At 62.7% G+C, this 14,010-nt stretch carries 16 protein-coding genes and 1 pseudogene; 9 read left to right on the top strand and 8 right to left on the bottom strand.

The window, feature by feature from the left end:
- Complete coding sequence (locus EOA19_RS14140; RefSeq protein WP_023812289.1) at positions 1-1,356, top strand: Xaa-Pro peptidase family protein; 1,356 nt, start codon at positions 1-3, stop codon at positions 1,354-1,356.
- Here EOA19_RS14140 and EOA19_RS14135 read toward each other — a convergent pair.
- Together EOA19_RS14135 and EOA19_RS14130 are read right to left on the bottom strand one after the other, a co-directional pair.
- Positions 1,321-2,148, bottom strand: a complete 828-nt coding sequence (locus EOA19_RS14135) for a PhnD/SsuA/transferrin family substrate-binding protein (RefSeq protein WP_128303961.1) — start codon at positions 2,146-2,148, stop codon at positions 1,321-1,323. The genes EOA19_RS14140 and EOA19_RS14135 overlap by 36 nt on opposite strands.
- A gap of 91 nt (positions 2,149-2,239) precedes the next feature.
- Positions 2,240-3,250, bottom strand: coding sequence for a fatty acid desaturase (locus EOA19_RS14130; protein WP_031213520.1), 1,011 nt, complete (start codon positions 3,248-3,250; stop codon positions 2,240-2,242).
- A gap of 230 nt (positions 3,251-3,480) precedes the next feature.
- Between EOA19_RS14130 and EOA19_RS14125 the strand changes: the two genes are divergently transcribed.
- A complete protein-coding gene (locus EOA19_RS14125; RefSeq protein WP_023812292.1) occupies positions 3,481-4,338 on the top strand; it encodes a helix-turn-helix transcriptional regulator in 858 nt (285 codons plus the stop codon).
- A gap of 133 nt (positions 4,339-4,471) precedes the next feature.
- Positions 4,472-5,494 carry a betaine--homocysteine S-methyltransferase gene (gene bmt / locus EOA19_RS14120; protein WP_023812293.1) on the top strand — a complete coding sequence of 341 codons (1,023 nt, stop codon included), beginning with the start codon at positions 4,472-4,474 and terminating at the stop codon, positions 5,492-5,494.
- Positions 5,495-5,509: 15 nt separating this feature from the next.
- On the opposite strand, the gene EOA19_RS35270 is transcribed toward bmt, so the two are convergent.
- The 3 genes from EOA19_RS35270 to EOA19_RS14105 form a co-directional block, all read right to left on the bottom strand.
- Positions 5,510-5,779, bottom strand: a complete 270-nt coding sequence (locus EOA19_RS35270; RefSeq protein ID WP_023812294.1) for a hypothetical protein — start codon at positions 5,777-5,779, stop codon at positions 5,510-5,512.
- A 208-nt stretch (positions 5,780-5,987) separates the two neighbouring features.
- Complete coding sequence (locus EOA19_RS14110) at positions 5,988-8,102, bottom strand: VWA domain-containing protein (protein ID WP_023812295.1); 2,115 nt, start codon at positions 8,100-8,102, stop codon at positions 5,988-5,990.
- 2 nt (positions 8,103-8,104) lie between these two features.
- Positions 8,105-8,665, bottom strand: coding sequence for an RNA polymerase sigma factor (locus EOA19_RS14105; protein ID WP_128303960.1), 561 nt, complete (start codon positions 8,663-8,665; stop codon positions 8,105-8,107).
- A 155-nt stretch (positions 8,666-8,820) separates the two neighbouring features.
- Here EOA19_RS14105 and EOA19_RS14100 point away from each other — a divergent pair, with 155 nt between their 5' ends.
- The 6 genes from EOA19_RS14100 to EOA19_RS14075 are packed head-to-tail and all read left to right on the top strand — an operon-like array spanning position 8,821 to position 11,162.
- Positions 8,821-9,144 (top strand): metalloregulator ArsR/SmtB family transcription factor, encoded by a 324-nt coding sequence (locus EOA19_RS14100; protein ID WP_023812297.1) that lies wholly within the window; start codon positions 8,821-8,823, stop codon positions 9,142-9,144.
- Positions 9,141-9,566, top strand: coding sequence for an SRPBCC domain-containing protein (locus tag EOA19_RS14095; protein ID WP_128303959.1), 426 nt, complete (start codon positions 9,141-9,143; stop codon positions 9,564-9,566). The genes EOA19_RS14100 and EOA19_RS14095 overlap by 4 nt, the downstream gene beginning before the upstream one ends.
- A 54-nt stretch (positions 9,567-9,620) precedes the next feature.
- A complete protein-coding gene (locus EOA19_RS14090; RefSeq protein ID WP_128303958.1) occupies positions 9,621-9,842 on the top strand; it encodes a hypothetical protein in 222 nt (73 codons plus the stop codon).
- Between the two features lie 11 nt (positions 9,843-9,853).
- On the top strand, positions 9,854-10,297 hold the full coding sequence (locus EOA19_RS14085) for a DUF1801 domain-containing protein (protein WP_128303957.1): 444 nt from the start codon (positions 9,854-9,856) through the stop codon (positions 10,295-10,297).
- A 29-nt stretch (positions 10,298-10,326) separates the two neighbouring features.
- A complete protein-coding gene (locus EOA19_RS14080; protein WP_128303956.1) occupies positions 10,327-10,719 on the top strand; it encodes a VOC family protein in 393 nt (130 codons plus the stop codon).
- Between the two features lie 41 nt (positions 10,720-10,760).
- A complete protein-coding gene (locus EOA19_RS14075; RefSeq protein ID WP_128303955.1) occupies positions 10,761-11,162 on the top strand; it encodes a DUF1801 domain-containing protein in 402 nt (133 codons plus the stop codon).
- A gap of 2 nt (positions 11,163-11,164) precedes the next feature.
- Here the strand turns inward: EOA19_RS14075 and EOA19_RS14070 are convergent, their stop codons facing one another.
- The 3 genes and pseudogenes from EOA19_RS14070 to EOA19_RS14060 form a co-directional block, all read right to left on the bottom strand.
- On the bottom strand, positions 11,165-12,343 hold the full coding sequence (locus EOA19_RS14070) for an NAD(P)/FAD-dependent oxidoreductase (RefSeq protein WP_128303954.1): 1,179 nt from the start codon (positions 12,341-12,343) through the stop codon (positions 11,165-11,167).
- 108 nt (positions 12,344-12,451) lie between these two features.
- Positions 12,452-13,189 (bottom strand): dienelactone hydrolase family protein, encoded by a 738-nt coding sequence (locus EOA19_RS14065; protein ID WP_128303953.1) that lies wholly within the window; start codon positions 13,187-13,189, stop codon positions 12,452-12,454.
- A 105-nt stretch (positions 13,190-13,294) separates the two neighbouring features.
- Positions 13,295-14,010 (bottom strand): annotated as a pseudogene (locus EOA19_RS14060) (cyanate transporter); the annotation flags it as partial.

Raw genomic sequence — 14,010 nt, 5'->3', positions numbered from 1 at the left:
ATGGACAGCGCGGGGCCGAAGGGCAGCTTTGGCCGCCATCGCAAGATCATGCCGTTCGAGCCAGGCTCGATCGAGGCCCTCCGCGACGCCTCCCGCCGGAAGGCGGCTTCGCTCAACCAGCATGTGCTGGGCTATGGCGCGCAGGCCGAAGCTGAATGGGCCGCGGCAGGCATTGCCGCGCCCGATCTGCCTGCCATGCGTCAATACCGGCTGGAGCGTATCCGCGCCGAGCTGAAGCGGCGCGGCTATGCCGGCGCCCTGCTCTACGACCCCGTCAACATCCGCTACGCCACCGACTCGACCAACATGCAGCTGTGGGTGGCGCACAACCCGACGCGGCATTGCTTTGTCGCCACCGACGGCCCGGTGGTGCTGTTCGACTATTTTTCCTGCGAGCACCTGTCCGATCATTCCGGCGTCGTCGACGAGGTGCGGCCGGCGGTGTCGTGGATGTACCTCTATAGCGGCGAGTTGACCGAGCAAAAAGTCCGCCGCTGGGCCGCCGGGATCGCCGATCTGGTGAAAGAGCATGGCGGCGGCAACAGCCGCATCGCCGTCGATCACATCAACCCGGAAGGCGTCGAGGAACTGGCGCGGCTTGGTATCTCCATCGGCAATGGCGAAGCGGTGATGGAAAATGCGCGGCTGATCAAGTCGCCTGACGAAATCCTCGCCATGCGCCGCGCCATCGTCGCCTGCGAGGCGGCGATGGGCGAAATGGAACAGGCGCTGAAGCCTGGCATTTCCGAAAATGAGTTGTGGGCGGAACTGCATCGCGGCAACATCGCGCGCGGCGGCGAATGGATCGAGACCCGGCTGCTGACGTCAGGTCCGCGCACCAACCCATGGTTCCAGGAATGCTCGTCACGCAAGATTGTATCAGGCGACCTCGTCGCCTTCGACACCGACCTTATCGGCCCCTACGGCTTCTGCGCCGACCTGTCGCGGACATGGCTGTGCGGCGATGCAAAGCCGACCAATGAACAGCGCGACCTGTTCCGTATCGCCGCCGATCAGATCGAGCACAACACGGCACTGATGCAGCCGGGCATCTCGTTTCGCGACCTCGTCGAGCGCTCGGCCGTGCCACCGGGAGACTGCTTCCCGACGCGATACGGCGTGCTCTATCATGGCGTCGGCCTGGCCGACGAGTATCCGACACTACCGCATGCCAGCGACTGGACATCGGACACGCCGGACGGCGTGCTGGAACCGGGCATGGTGCTGTGCGTGGAAAGCTATATCGGCCGGCTTGGCGGGCGCGAAGGCGTCAAGATCGAGGAACAGATCCTGATTACCGAGACCGGCAACGAACAGCTCTCAACCTACCCGTTGGATGCGAGGCTGCTCGGCTAGCCCGGCAAGGGCCTCGCGCAACGCCCCAACCGTCTTTTCCGGTGTCACCGCGGCGGTGATGTAAGGCAGGCCTTTGCGCCGCCCGGTCCAGCCGATGACCACCACCTTTTTCGCCGCCGGCTCGAAACGCTGCGCCAGTGCCCAGCTCTCGCAGTCGATGGCCGCTATATCGGCCTTGCCCTCGGCAATTGCCACGATCGAGGAACGGTGCCCACCGCTTTCGCTGCGCGAGGCAAAGAGGTCAAGGCTCTCGCCCATCGCCTCCAGGTCGCGCGTCAAACCGAGGAACCCCGACATCGAATCGAGGCTGTTGAAGGTGAAGCGCTTGCCACGGATGCGATCGAGTGGGACCAGCGGGCTGCCGTCATTGGGCGAGGCAACCGACGGCGCGCCATCCGCCAGCATGACGATAGCGCTGGAATAGAGCTCGCCCTGCCCGCCTTCGTAGGCGTCGTAGCTTGGCTGGGCGACCACCTGCACATGCCTGGATAGGCCGAGTTCCATCGGCCCCCAGCAGGTCTGCGCGAACAGCAGCGCCGGGTGCAGCCACAGTCTGTGAAAATCGAGTTCGTCCGGCGGCAATGTCGCTGGATCGGGTGCGATCAATGCACCGGCAGCATCACGAATTCCGCCCGGCACCGGCGGCAGGTCACCATTGCGACGCGCGATGGTTTCCGGCGCGTCAATGCCCTTTCCCCGGAAAGCACCGCGCAGCAGCACCCATTGCGCGTCGACCTCGCCGCGCACTTCGGGCCAATCATACATCGGCAACGCCGCAACCAATTCACTCATGCCGATATCAAATCATCATGTCGGGAAAAAGGATCGCAAAAACGCGGCGTCCAATCAGAATTGGCCGACACGGACCCCCGGATAGGCCGGATTATTCCTTGGGCGGCTCGGCGGGAACCGGCGCACTGCCAAGCCCGCTGATGCTGCGCGCCCTGATGCGCGGCTTGAAGGCCCTGCCCGGCTCGGCTTGACGCCGCAGCACCGGGTGCACGATCGGCTCTTTTGCCTTGAAGGCGTAAGCCTTGATCAGCGCGAAATAGTTCGGATAGGCATAGCCATTGTTCATCCGCAGCCATTCCTCACGGCGGTCACGAAACAGCTTGGGTAGCTTGTACCAGGCCACGGTCGGGGTCTTGTGGTGGACGAAGTGCAGATTGTTGTTGAGGAACAGGAACGACAGCGGCGAACGCTCGACGATCACCGTGCGACCTTCCGGATGTTCCGACCATTGATGCTCGGCGAACGTGCGGATCGAGATCAGCGACTGGCCGAGCCAGACCGGCACGAGAATGTAAAGCCACAGCGGGATGCCGAAGCCGAACTGGACGATCGGCAGCACGACGGCAAGGCCGATCGCGTGCAGCAGCCACGCCTTGCGGATCGCCTTGTCGCCGGCGAACATCTGCTTGGCGTCGTCGATGAAGAAGCCGACGCAGGACAGCCACGGGCCGAGCACGAAGCGGCCGGCCATGGTGTTGTTGATTTTGAGCAGGAATTTCATCGTCGGCGGCAGCTCGTCATGCTGCCAGAGCGCCTGGTAATAACTCTCTGGATCGTCCAACGGGTCGGTCAGCCGCTCGTCGGCGTGGTGGCGCAGATGGATGGTCTTGAAGCGGCGGAATGGCCAGACCAGACCGATCGGCAGGAACACGAAGGCTTCGTTGACCCGTGCATTGCGTGTCGGATGCCCGTGCAGCACTTCGTGCATGATCGACGATTGCAGTGCGGCGGTCAAAGCCAGGATGGCGAGCGCCAGGACGGGGTAGGATGGCCAGAGCAGGAAACCGGTGGCGAGCCAAGTTGCGTAACAGAAAAAGGCGAGTACCACGGTCGGCCACTCGATGGCCGGTGCGCTGTGTCGCCTGATGCTCTTGCTCGTCATGCTATCGACCACTGTCCCTCAGTCGCCGGAAACCCCAATTGGCTCCTGACAGCATAGTGTCAGGAGAAATGATTCCACTCAACGAGACAAAGTGCACAAACTGTTGCGATTGCGCATTTTCGGCCGCACATGTTATACATTGTAAACAAACTTAGGGATTCATTTACGCCTGAGGCGCGCTCGGAAGCGATTCGGCGCAAATTTTTCCTCAATCGAGGTGGAGCCCGCACATGGACAAGCGCGACCTGTCGACGATCTTCCGCGAACGCCTGAAAATGCTCTTGACACGCTCCGACCTGAACCAGTCGGCCTTCGCGACCGCGGTCGGCATCGACCGCTCGGCGCTATCGCAGCTGCTGTCCGGCGCCTCGACCCGCCTGCCCCGCGCCGAAACGCTGCTCAACATCGCCGCCGAGTTCAAAGTGTCGCTGGACTGGCTACTCGGTCTCAGCCAGGACGAGGGCCTCACCGGCGAAATCCGCGAGAGCCTGGAGATCGAGGAGGCACCCGACGGCTTCGACCGCACCCTGCTGGCCAAATGGCATGCCGAGGCGGCCGGCACCAAGATCCGCTACGTGCCTGCCGGCATTCCCGATCTTCTGCGCACCGAAGCGCTGGTCGACTACGAAGCCGGCATCACCAACAAGAGCCGCCTGGCGCAGGCCGGAGAAACGCAATACCGCATCGACTACAACAGGCGCCCGGAAACCGACATGGAAGTCTGCATGCCGCGCCACACGCTGGAGATCTTCGCCCGCGGGCTGGGTGTCTGGGACCGTTTCCCCGAAGCCGACCGGCGCGCCCAGTTGCTGCACATGGCGACGCTGCTCGACGACCTCTACCCGACCTTCCGGCTGTTTCTCTATGATGGGCGGATGCGCTATTCGATCCCCTACACCATCTTCGGCCCCTATCGTGCCGCCATCTATGTCGGCGACATGTATCTGGTGCTCAACGCCACCCAGCCGATCCAGACGCTGATCCAGCATTTCGACAATCTGATCCGGGCTGCCGACATCAATGCGCACGAGGCGTCCGGCTTTGCGCACAGGCTGGCCGGCATGTCGTTCCCAACAGGCACTGTCTGATTTCGGCAGCCAAGATCACCACCGCGCCATGGCTCAAGGCGCCGCATGGGCGAACTCCGTCCTAGCTATTCATTGACTACACATAAAGACTTCTTTATATCCTTATCCGACTTCGAACATGAAAGCCAATCCGATGACGACCACCAACCCGATCGATGCGCTGCTGGCTGAAAAGGGCGTGCTGCTGGCCGATGGCGCCACCGGCACCAATCTATTCGCCATGGGTCTGGAGGCCGGCGAGGCGCCCGAACTGCTGAACGAGACGGCGCCCGACACCATCACCAGCCTGCACCAGAATTTCGTCGATGCCGGCGCAGACATCATCCTCACCAATTCGTTCGGCGGCACCCGTCACCGTTTGAAGCTTCACCATGCGCAGGACCGCGCGCATGCGCTGAACAAGCGCGCCGCCGAGCTTGCTCGTGCCGTCGCCGACAGAGCCGGCCGCAAGGTGATCGTCGCCGGTTCGGTCGGCCCGACCGGCGAATTGCTGGTGCCGCTGGGCGCCATGACCTATCACGAGGCGGTCGACGCCTTCGCCGAACAGATCGAGGGTCTCAAGGCCGGCGGCGCCGAAGTTGCCTGGATCGAGACGATGTCGGCTCCCGACGAGATCCGCGCCGCCGCCGAGGCGGCCATCCGCGTCGGCTTGCCCTACACCTACACCGGTTCCTTCGACACCGCCGGCCGCACCATGATGGGTCTGCTGCCGAAGGATATCCACGGCGTCACCGACGGGCTGTCGCAGGCGCCGCTCGGCGTTGGCGCCAATTGCGGCGTCGGCGCCTCCGACATCCTGGCCTCGCTGCTCGACATGACCGAGGCGAAGCCGGAAGCGACGGTGATCGTCAAGGGGAATTGCGGCATTCCCGAATTCCGCGGCACCGAGATCCATTATTCCGGCACACCCGAACTGATGGCCGACTATGTCAGGCTCGCCGTCGATGGCGGCGCCAAAATTATCGGCGGCTGCTGCGGCACCTCGTTCCAGCACCTCGCCGCCATGCGCAAGGCGCTCGACGCGCACACCAGGGCGGATCGTCCGACGGTTGCCGCGATCGTCGAACGCATCGGTCCGATGCGCAACAAGGTGGCGACGGAAAACACCGCCGAGACCAGCGAAGCCCGCCGCGAGCGCCGCCGCAGCCGGGCCTGACCCATCGGTTTTCGACTATTCGCTGTTGTCGGCGTAGCTCGACTGCGCCGACTTGAAGTCGACCACATTGTCGCCGCGCATCGTCATCAGCGCGCCTGAAGCGCTGGGGTCGGTGATCTGTTCCAGCATGATGCGGAACCGGTCGTTGGTCAGTGCCGACAGGGCGGTATGGCGCGCCTGCGCGACATCGTCACTGATACGCCTGGATTCCGATGATGGGGCCGATGAAACCGCCGAGGCGTCTGGCGCTGGGGGTATCGAGTTGGCGATAGTCCTGATCTGCAATTTCGGCTCCCTCAAGCCCAGTACACCTGTCCTGCGTAACAAGGAGAGGGTTGCCATCCAGTACCGGAAATGCCGCGCAATTTAACGACCCGGAAAATCCGCGAAAAAAGGCCGGCAAGATTTCCCTCGCCGGCCTGCCTCACCCGCCCGTAGGTCGGTTTCCCCTGTCAGAACGATCCCATCTGAAAGAAACCGGCCGTCATCACCACTACCGGTTACCGCCCAGCGCCGAGGCAAGGCGCACAAGTGAAAGGAACTCGGACCTGTACCCAAACGGGTCGGCTCCTCGAGCGGCAGTGGCGATCTCCATGATCTTGTCGTAGCCAAACTTCGCGGTCGCATCCTCGTCGCGCAGCTTCTGGCCGAAGGCGGCAACCGCGACGGAGAAGCGCTGATCGGCGCTGGCCTGGTCGAAGGACGAAATCTCGTTGGCCGAGGTCACCGGCGTGGTGATCAGCTTCGAGACGTCTTCATTCGGCAGCTTGTAGCGGATCTTGACGAAGGCATATTCGTCCGCGTTGGCGACGCCGCCATTGTCCACCGACGCCTGGCCGTAGCGCAGCGGATCGATCTGCTCGCCGCCGCTGCCCTTTGGCGTGATTTCATAGATCGCGGTAACGGAATGGCCCGAACCAATGTCGCCGGCATCGACGCGGTCATTGTTGAAATCCTCGCGGTTCAAGGCGCGGGTCTCGTAGCCGATCAGGCGATATTCCGAGACCTTGTTCGGGTTGAACTCGACCTGGATCTTCACGTCCTTTGCGATAGTGAACAACGTCGACGAAGCATCCTCGACCAGCACCTTTTCGGCCTCGGCCAGCGTATCGATATAGGCGGCGGTGCCGTTGCCGTTCTGCGCGATGGTCTGCATCATCTGGTCGTTCAGATTGCCGCGGCCGAAGCCGAACACCGACAGGAAGACACCGCTCTTGCGCTCGCTTTCGATCAGCCGCTTAAGGTCGTCGTCATCGGTCTGGCCGACATTGAAGTCGCCGTCGGTGGCGAGCATCACCCGGTTGACGCCGTCCTTGACGAAGGATTTTTGCGCCAGCCTGTAGGCTTCCTTGATGCCCGCCTCACCGGCCGTGCTGCCGCCGGGCGTCAGATTGTCGATGGCGCTGAGGATCTTGTCCTTTTCGGACGCCTTGGTCGGCTCCAGGACTGTGCCGGCGTCGCCGGCATAGGTGACGATCGAAATGGTGTCGTCGGCCTTCAGCTTGCTGACCAGCAGCCGGAAGGCCGATTTGAGCAGCGGCAGCTTGTCCGGCTCGTCCATCGAGCCCGAGACATCGATCAGGAACACCAGATTGGCCTTCGGCTGCTCGGTCGGCTTGACGTCAAAACCCTTGATGGCGACATGCATCAGCCTGGTCTGCGTGTTCCACGGCGTCGGCATGACGCTGACGGTCGAGTTGAACGGCGTCGCGGCGGAGTCCGGCCCCTTCCAGTCATAGGGGAAGTAATTGATCATCTCCTCGACGCGAACAGTATCGGCTTGCGGCAGAGTGCCTTGCTTCAGCGAACTGCGCACGAAGGAATAGGACGCCGTGTCGACGTCGATCGAGAAGGTCGAGACCGGGTCCTCGAGTGCCGCATGCACCGGATTGGTCTTGAAATCCTCGATACGGTCGCGATTTTCCTCCTGCGGCAGCATCTGGTCGGCCGGCGCCATAGCCGGCTGCTGCGGCGCCATCAGCTTCGACTCCGCCGCCATGCGGGCTCGCGAGGTGCTGGGTACACTTGCAGCGCCATCCAGTGCGAATTCACCTGTCGGTGCCGGTGGCGCAGGCTCGGCCAGCACACCGCGCTCCAGCGCATTTTGTTGTGCAGCGCCCCCAGCAACGGTCGATTCGGATTTCTGCGGCGAGGCCGGCGCCACAAGCGCATCGGTGGCGTCGCGGCTTTCCACATCGGCGTCCGCCTTCTTGTCCTTCTCCAACTCGCCGCGAGCCGGCTTCGGCTCGGCGGTCGTCGGCTTCACCGTCGTCGGCTTGTCGGCCAGCGTCTCGCTGATCTTCTCGTCGCCGCCGAATTTGGGCGGCTGTTCCCTCAGCAAATGGAAGGTGGCGTATCCGGCGATCGGCAGGGCGACGAGCCCGGCAAGGGCCGGCGTGGCAATAAGTTTCTTTTGCATGATCTCGCTCCAGAGCTTTTGTGCTCGCTCTGTGAGACGAAGCCCGCCAACCGATCCTTGGGAGACCGCAGAAATATTTTCCTGATCATAGGCGCGCAGGGCGGCCTCGAAGGCACGTGCCTTGGCATCCTTGGCGGGCGCCGGCGCTGCGATATCGCGCAGTCTGTTGAGTTCATTGTCGTCGACCATGGTCACACTTCCCCGGCCGCGCGCATCAGCGTCTTCAGCCGTTTCTTCGCTTCATGGATGTGCCAGGAAACCGTCGTCTCCGAGATCGCCATCGCCTCGGCGGCGGCCGCGTGGCTCAATCCTTCGCCATAGACCAAAAGCACGGCGTCGCGCTGCTTGTCCGGCAATTGCCGCACCGCGGCCCATAGCGCTTCGGCGGGGTCTTCCGGTTCGATCGACGCCTCGCCCGAGATCAGTGCATGGACGCCATAGGCCTCTGTCGTGACTGTCTCGCGGGCGGATTTGCGCATCATGTCGCGCGCGGCGTTCAGGGTCACGGAATAGAGCCATGTGGTGAAGGCGCCGCCGCCGCGATAGTCGCGGATCGCTTTGCCCAGCCTGACGCAGACTTCCTGGGCTATGTCTTCGGCATCGGCCTTCCTGCCGCACCAGCGATAGGCAGCGCGATAGACGAAGTCATAGTGCCTTTCCAGCAATGTGCTGAAGGCCCCCCTGTCTCCGCCCTTCGCCCGCCCGATCAGTTCGGCGTCGGAGGCTTCGCTCTCATCCAGCATCATCGCCATCATTGCCTGTTGGACGAAGGCTAATGGCTAATCCTTGGGGCAATGGAAAGATTTTTTTTGGAAACCGCCGGATCGTGACCGCCGGCACCCCGCTTGACACATCCATATCTCGGCGGTTATACGTCAATCAATAGTCACCGGGTTATCGATCCAAAATGAACAACGCTCACGATGTCCTCTTCAGAACGCTCTCCGATCCGACGCGTCGTGCGATCTTCGAGCGCCTGTGCCGGCAAGGCGAGCAGACGGTCGGTGCCCTGACGGCTCAGTCGGGGGTCTCGCAGCCGGCGGTGTCGAAGCATCTCGGCGTGCTCAGGCAGGCCGGGCTCGTGCGTGACCGCCATCAAGGACGGCAGACCCATTACAGCGCCCAGCTCGCAGCACTTTCCCCGCTGACCGACTGGACGAACCAGATGAATGCGTTCTGGCAGAGCCGGTTCGATGATCTCGAAAATTTGCTCAAAAGAATGGACCAATGACCAACATCGCGACCGAAACGCGCTCCGTCATCGTCGAACGTGAGATCCCCTATCCGCCGGAGAAAATCTGGCGCGCGCTGACCCAGCCGCATCTCATCGAGGAATGGCTGATGAAGAACGACTTCCAGCCAGTCGTGGACCACCGTTTCAAGCTGCGAAAGGAACCGCAACCTGACGTGAGCATCGTTGTCGACTGTCAGGTAACAGCCGTCGAGCTGAACAAGACACTGTCCTACACGTGGCAGGCCTATGGCCTTGAGAGTGTCGTCACCTGGACTCTCCTGCCGACCAGCACGGGCACCCGGTTGCGCATGGAACAGTCCGGCTTCCGGCCGGATCAGGAGCAGGCGTATCGGGGCGCGACGAGCGGGTGGCGGCAGTACTTTACGAATCTGAGTCAAGTCCTGGCGCGGATAGATTGAAACCTGCCGGTGCGGATCGGTGGTCCGCGTCGGCTGTTTTGACAGGAGGAACTATTGGACTGGAACATGTGGGTTCGGCAAATTCATCGCTGGCTGTCGATCATCTTTACGCTGACCGTCATCGCCAACTTCGCCACCATGGCATTCGGGCAGCCTCCCGCCTGGGTGGTCTACTCGCCGCTCTTGCCGCTCCTCCTGCTGCTGTCCAGCGGTCTGTACATGTTCGTGCTGCCCTATGCCGCCAAGGGACGCGGCGCGCAGCGTGCGCGCGGATAGGAGTAGGCAGAATGGTCAAGACACAGGGTCAGTCGACCAAGGCCAAGGCTGCGCCAGTGCTGCTCTCGGGCGGCAACCCGCAAATCGCCAAGGGCGATGGTGACGCCCCGGTGCAGGCCTATATCGCTGCGATGCCGGGTTGGAAGCGCGGCCTGGGCGAACGCCTCGACGCGCTCATCGAGCGCAACGTGCCGGACGTCCGCAAAGCCGTGCGATGGAACTCGCCCTTCTACGGCATCGAAGGCCAGGGCTGGTTCGTGAGTTTCCATGTCTTCACCCACTATTTGAAGGTAACTTTCTTCAGTGGCATCTCATTGCAGCCGATCCCACCTGGCGGCACGGCCAAGAGCAAGGATGTGCGCTGGATCGACATCCGCGAAGACGATCAGTTCGATGAGGCGAGGATGGTGGAATGGATCAAGCAGGCCGCGGCCCTGCCCGGCTGGATCCCGTAATGACCGACTATGACAGAGGAAAATGAGCGATGAAGATCAAGCTGACCAGCGTGTATGTGGACAACCAGGAAAACGCACTGCGCTTCTACACCGACGTGCTGGGCTTCACCAAAAAGGCCGATTTCAGCAATGGGCCTTATCGCTGGCTGACCGTGGCCTCGGCCGAAGAGCCTGATGGGACCGAACTGCAGCTCGCGCTCAACGACAACCCGGCCGCCAAGGCCTATCAAGAAGCCATTTTCAAGCAGGGTCAGCCCGCGATCATGTTCTTCACCGACGACGTCAAGGGCGACTACGAGCGCATCAAGGCGAAGGGCGGCGCGTTCACCATGCCGCCGACCGAAGTGACCGGTTCGACCATCGTCCAGATGAACGACAGCTGCGGCAATCTCGTTCAGATCACCCAACTGACGCGCTGGTGACAGGCAGCGGTTGAACGTATCGAGGCACAGGAAGGCACCCAATGACCCCCTCGCAACAAATCGACCAATTGATCGCCGGCCTCTCGGACTGGCGCGGCGAGACGCTCGCCCGCATCCGCAAGACCATCCTTGCAGCCGACCCGGACATCGTCGAGGAGTGGAAGTGGATGGGCAGCCCGGTATGGTGTCTCGACGGCAACATCGTGGTCGGCAACGCCCACAAGGACAAGGTGAAGCTGACCTTTTCCCATGGCGCCAGCCTGCCGGACCCCGACAAGCTGTTCAACAACGGTTTCGGCGGCAAGGTGTGGCGGGCAATCGATATCCTTGAGGGCGATAGGCTCGATGAGCGTGCTTTGAAAGACCTCGTCCGCGCAGCGATCGATTACAACCAGGCCAAAAAGAAGAAGAAGGCGACTGCTGGGACGAAGCCACGGACGTAAGTCTAGGCCGCCTGCCCCGCCACCCAGCCCGATGACCATGCCCACTGGAAATTATAGCCGCCCAGCCAACCCGTGACATCGACGACTTCGCCGATGAAAAACAGGCCCGGCACGGATTTCGCCTGCATCGTCTTCTGGTCCAGCCCGTTGGTGTCGACTCCGCCCAGCGTCACTTCGGCGGTGCGGTAGCCCTCCGAGCCGGCAGGCTTGATGCGCCAGTCATTGACTGCGGCAGTTATGGTTTTCATCTGGGCGTCGGAAAGATCGGCAAGGTTGCCGTCGATCCCGGTGCGCTCGGCGATCGACTGCGCAAGCCGCTTCGGCAGATGATTTGCCAGCACCGTCTGTACCGCTTGCCGCCCATTGCTTCGCTTGGCCACCCGAATGAGGTCCGCCACGTCAACTCCCGGCAGCATGGCGATGCGGATTTCATCGCCCTCGCGCCAATAGGAAGAGATCTGCAGGATGGACGGTCCGCTGACGCCGCGATGCGTAAACAGCATCGCTTCGGAAAACCGCGTCTTGCCGCAGGCGACTTCCGCGTCGACGGCGTTGCCGGCCAGCGGCGCCAGCCGTTCGAGCGTGTTTGCGTCGAAGGTCAGCGGAACCAGCGCCGGCCGCGTTTCGACAACAGCAAGGCCGAACCGCTCGGCAAGCTCATAGCCGAAGCCGGTCGCCCCCATCTTGGGGATCGACTTGCCGCCGCAGGCCACGACCAGCGACTGGAAAGTGACCAAGCCTGTGGAGAGGGTGAGCGCAAACCCCTCCACGGTTTTGCGGACATCCTCAACGCTGGCCGAGAGCGCCAGCTCCACGCCCCTGCCCTGCATTTCCGAGACCAGCATGTCGATGATCTGGCGTGCGGAGCCATCGCAGAACAGCTGCCCAAGTGTCTTCTCGTGATAGGCAATGCGGTGGCGTTCGACGAGGGCGATGAAATCGCGCTGCGTGTAGCGGCTGAGCGCCGAAATGCAGAAATGCGGATTGCCCGACAGAAAATTCTTCGGGCTGGCATGGATGTTGGTGAAATTGCACCGGCCGCCGCCGGAGATGCGGATCTTTTCGCCAGGCATTGCCGCATGATCGAGGATCAGCACCGAACGGCCGCGCTTGGCCGCCTCCACGGCGCACATCATTCCAGCGGCACCCGCGCCGATGATCACGACATCATAGGATTGCATCAGGCTATTCGTTCCCGCTCGACCCACTCACATGGGGCCGCGCCACTTGTGCTGCCTGATACCGCGAACGGGACGGGCAGCCAACAGGCAAGAACAGCCGCGGAAGGCTTAGATCAGCGTCTCGGCGAACAACGTCGTCAGCCGCTTCCAGTGGCGTTCGGCGCCGGCGGCATTGAAAACGCTATGATCGGGTACGCACCAGCCATGCGCCATCCCGGCATAGTTCTCGATGACATGATCGACTTCAGCGACCCGCAGCGCTTCGGCCAGCCGCGCCGACTGTTCCGGCGGGAAACTCCTGTCGACGCCGGATGTGCCGACATAGACGCGCCCCTTGATTGAGGCTGCCTTGCGATGCGGGCTGTCGGCGGCGTCGCTGGCCAGATTGCCGCCATGGAAGCTTGCGGCCGCTTTTATCCGTTCGGGATAGGTTGCAGCCGCATTCAATGATCGACCGCCGCCCATGCAATAGCCGACGGTGCCGATCGGCCCGGTGATGCCCTCGGCAGCAAGCGCATCGAGGAACGCACCGCTGTCGCTGATGGTCATGTCCTGCGTCGTGCCGGTGACCAGCGCCATCAGCGGGATTTTGGTCTTTTCCTCGGCGAAGGCGGTCTTGGCGTCGAACGGCCCGTAGGGCGCATTGCGGTAGAATAGGTCGGGCACCAGTACCGCATAGCCTTCATTCGCCAGCCGGTTGGCCATACTGTCGAGCGCCGGCCGCGGACCGAAGGCGTCCTGATAGAGAATGACGCCGGCCTTGGCAGGAGATGCGTTTGCCGAGCGGAAAAGCCCAGCATTGGCAACACCATCCCTGGTCTTGATCTGAAGGTCGTGTTTCGTCATCGCCCGCTCCGTTCGACTGATGCGCGATACATATCCGCGCGAGGCCATACGGCAAGGCATTCCCCCGGGCATGGCAGTCAACATTTCGTGCAGGATTGCGTGACGCTATTGCTCGCCCTCGCGCACGGTCCGCGCGCCGACATGCAGCGCACGGCCGGCACCGAGCCCCATGATGGCTACGCCAAGCCCGAGCGCGACGAACAGGAACGCCGTCCCCGAAAAACTGCCGGTCCAATCGCGGATCAGGCCCACCAGCAGCGGGCCGAATGCCGCCAGTACATAACCGACGCCTTGCGCCATGCCTGAAAGATGCGCGGCGACATGCGAATCCGGCGAACGCAGCACGATCAAGCTCATGGCAGCCGCGATCAGGCCACCCTGCCCGATGCCTTGCAGGACCGCCCAGAACAGCACCGTCGACGTCGGCGCAAAGAGAATGCCGAGCAGCGCGATCACCGCTATGGCAACGAGCGCCACATTGATGCCGCGCTGGTCCTTCAGCCGCATCGCAAAGGATGGCACGGCGAGGCACGTGATGACCTGCGCCATCACCGACACCGAAACCATCGCGCCGGCGGTGGCCGCGTCAAAGCCGCGCTCGCGCAGGATCGGCGCCAGCCAGCCGAAGATGCAATAGGCAAGTGCCGACTGCAGCCCCATGAACAGCGTCACCTGCCAAGCCAGGCGATCGCGCCAAAGCCCGACGACGTGAAAGCCGCGATGACTGACCTGCCGACGGCTGCCCAGCGCCTGCGGGATCCAGATCAGCAGCACGACCAGCGTCGGCACCGCCCAGGCAGCGAGCGCTCCCGACCATGAAC

It is taken from the genome of Mesorhizobium sp. M7A.F.Ca.US.010.02.1.1, assembly GCF_004023085.1.
Lineage (GTDB): Bacteria > Pseudomonadota > Alphaproteobacteria > Rhizobiales > Rhizobiaceae > Mesorhizobium.
This window is presented reverse-complemented; position numbering and strand designations above follow the sequence as displayed.

What these genes read in the sequence shown, in the direction of transcription:
- EOA19_RS14140 (WP_023812289.1), top strand. Translation starts at nt 1, where the DNA reads ATGGACAGCGCGGGGCCGAAGGGCAGCTTTGGCCGCCATCGCAAGATC.
- EOA19_RS14105 (WP_128303960.1), bottom strand. Translation starts at nt 8,665, where the DNA reads ATGGCGATGATGCTGGATGAGAGCGAAGCCTCCGACGCCGAACTGATC.
- EOA19_RS14085 (WP_128303957.1), top strand. Translation starts at nt 9,854, where the DNA reads ATGGTCAAGACACAGGGTCAGTCGACCAAGGCCAAGGCTGCGCCAGTG.
- EOA19_RS14075 (WP_128303955.1), top strand. Translation starts at nt 10,761, where the DNA reads ATGACCCCCTCGCAACAAATCGACCAATTGATCGCCGGCCTCTCGGAC.
- EOA19_RS14080 (WP_128303956.1), top strand. Translation starts at nt 10,327, where the DNA reads ATGAAGATCAAGCTGACCAGCGTGTATGTGGACAACCAGGAAAACGCA.
- EOA19_RS14095 (WP_128303959.1), top strand. Translation starts at nt 9,141, where the DNA reads ATGACCAACATCGCGACCGAAACGCGCTCCGTCATCGTCGAACGTGAG.
- EOA19_RS14065 (WP_128303953.1), bottom strand. Translation starts at nt 13,189, where the DNA reads ATGACGAAACACGACCTTCAGATCAAGACCAGGGATGGTGTTGCCAAT.
- EOA19_RS14100 (WP_023812297.1), top strand. Translation starts at nt 8,821, where the DNA reads ATGAACAACGCTCACGATGTCCTCTTCAGAACGCTCTCCGATCCGACG.
- bmt (WP_023812293.1), top strand. Translation starts at nt 4,472, where the DNA reads ATGACGACCACCAACCCGATCGATGCGCTGCTGGCTGAAAAGGGCGTG.
- EOA19_RS14130 (WP_031213520.1), bottom strand. Translation starts at nt 3,250, where the DNA reads ATGACGAGCAAGAGCATCAGGCGACACAGCGCACCGGCCATCGAGTGG.
- EOA19_RS14110 (WP_023812295.1), bottom strand. Translation starts at nt 8,102, where the DNA reads ATGGTCGACGACAATGAACTCAACAGACTGCGCGATATCGCAGCGCCG.
- EOA19_RS14070 (WP_128303954.1), bottom strand. Translation starts at nt 12,343, where the DNA reads ATGCAATCCTATGATGTCGTGATCATCGGCGCGGGTGCCGCTGGAATG.
- EOA19_RS14125 (WP_023812292.1), top strand. Translation starts at nt 3,481, where the DNA reads ATGGACAAGCGCGACCTGTCGACGATCTTCCGCGAACGCCTGAAAATG.
- EOA19_RS14135 (WP_128303961.1), bottom strand. Translation starts at nt 2,148, where the DNA reads ATGAGTGAATTGGTTGCGGCGTTGCCGATGTATGATTGGCCCGAAGTG.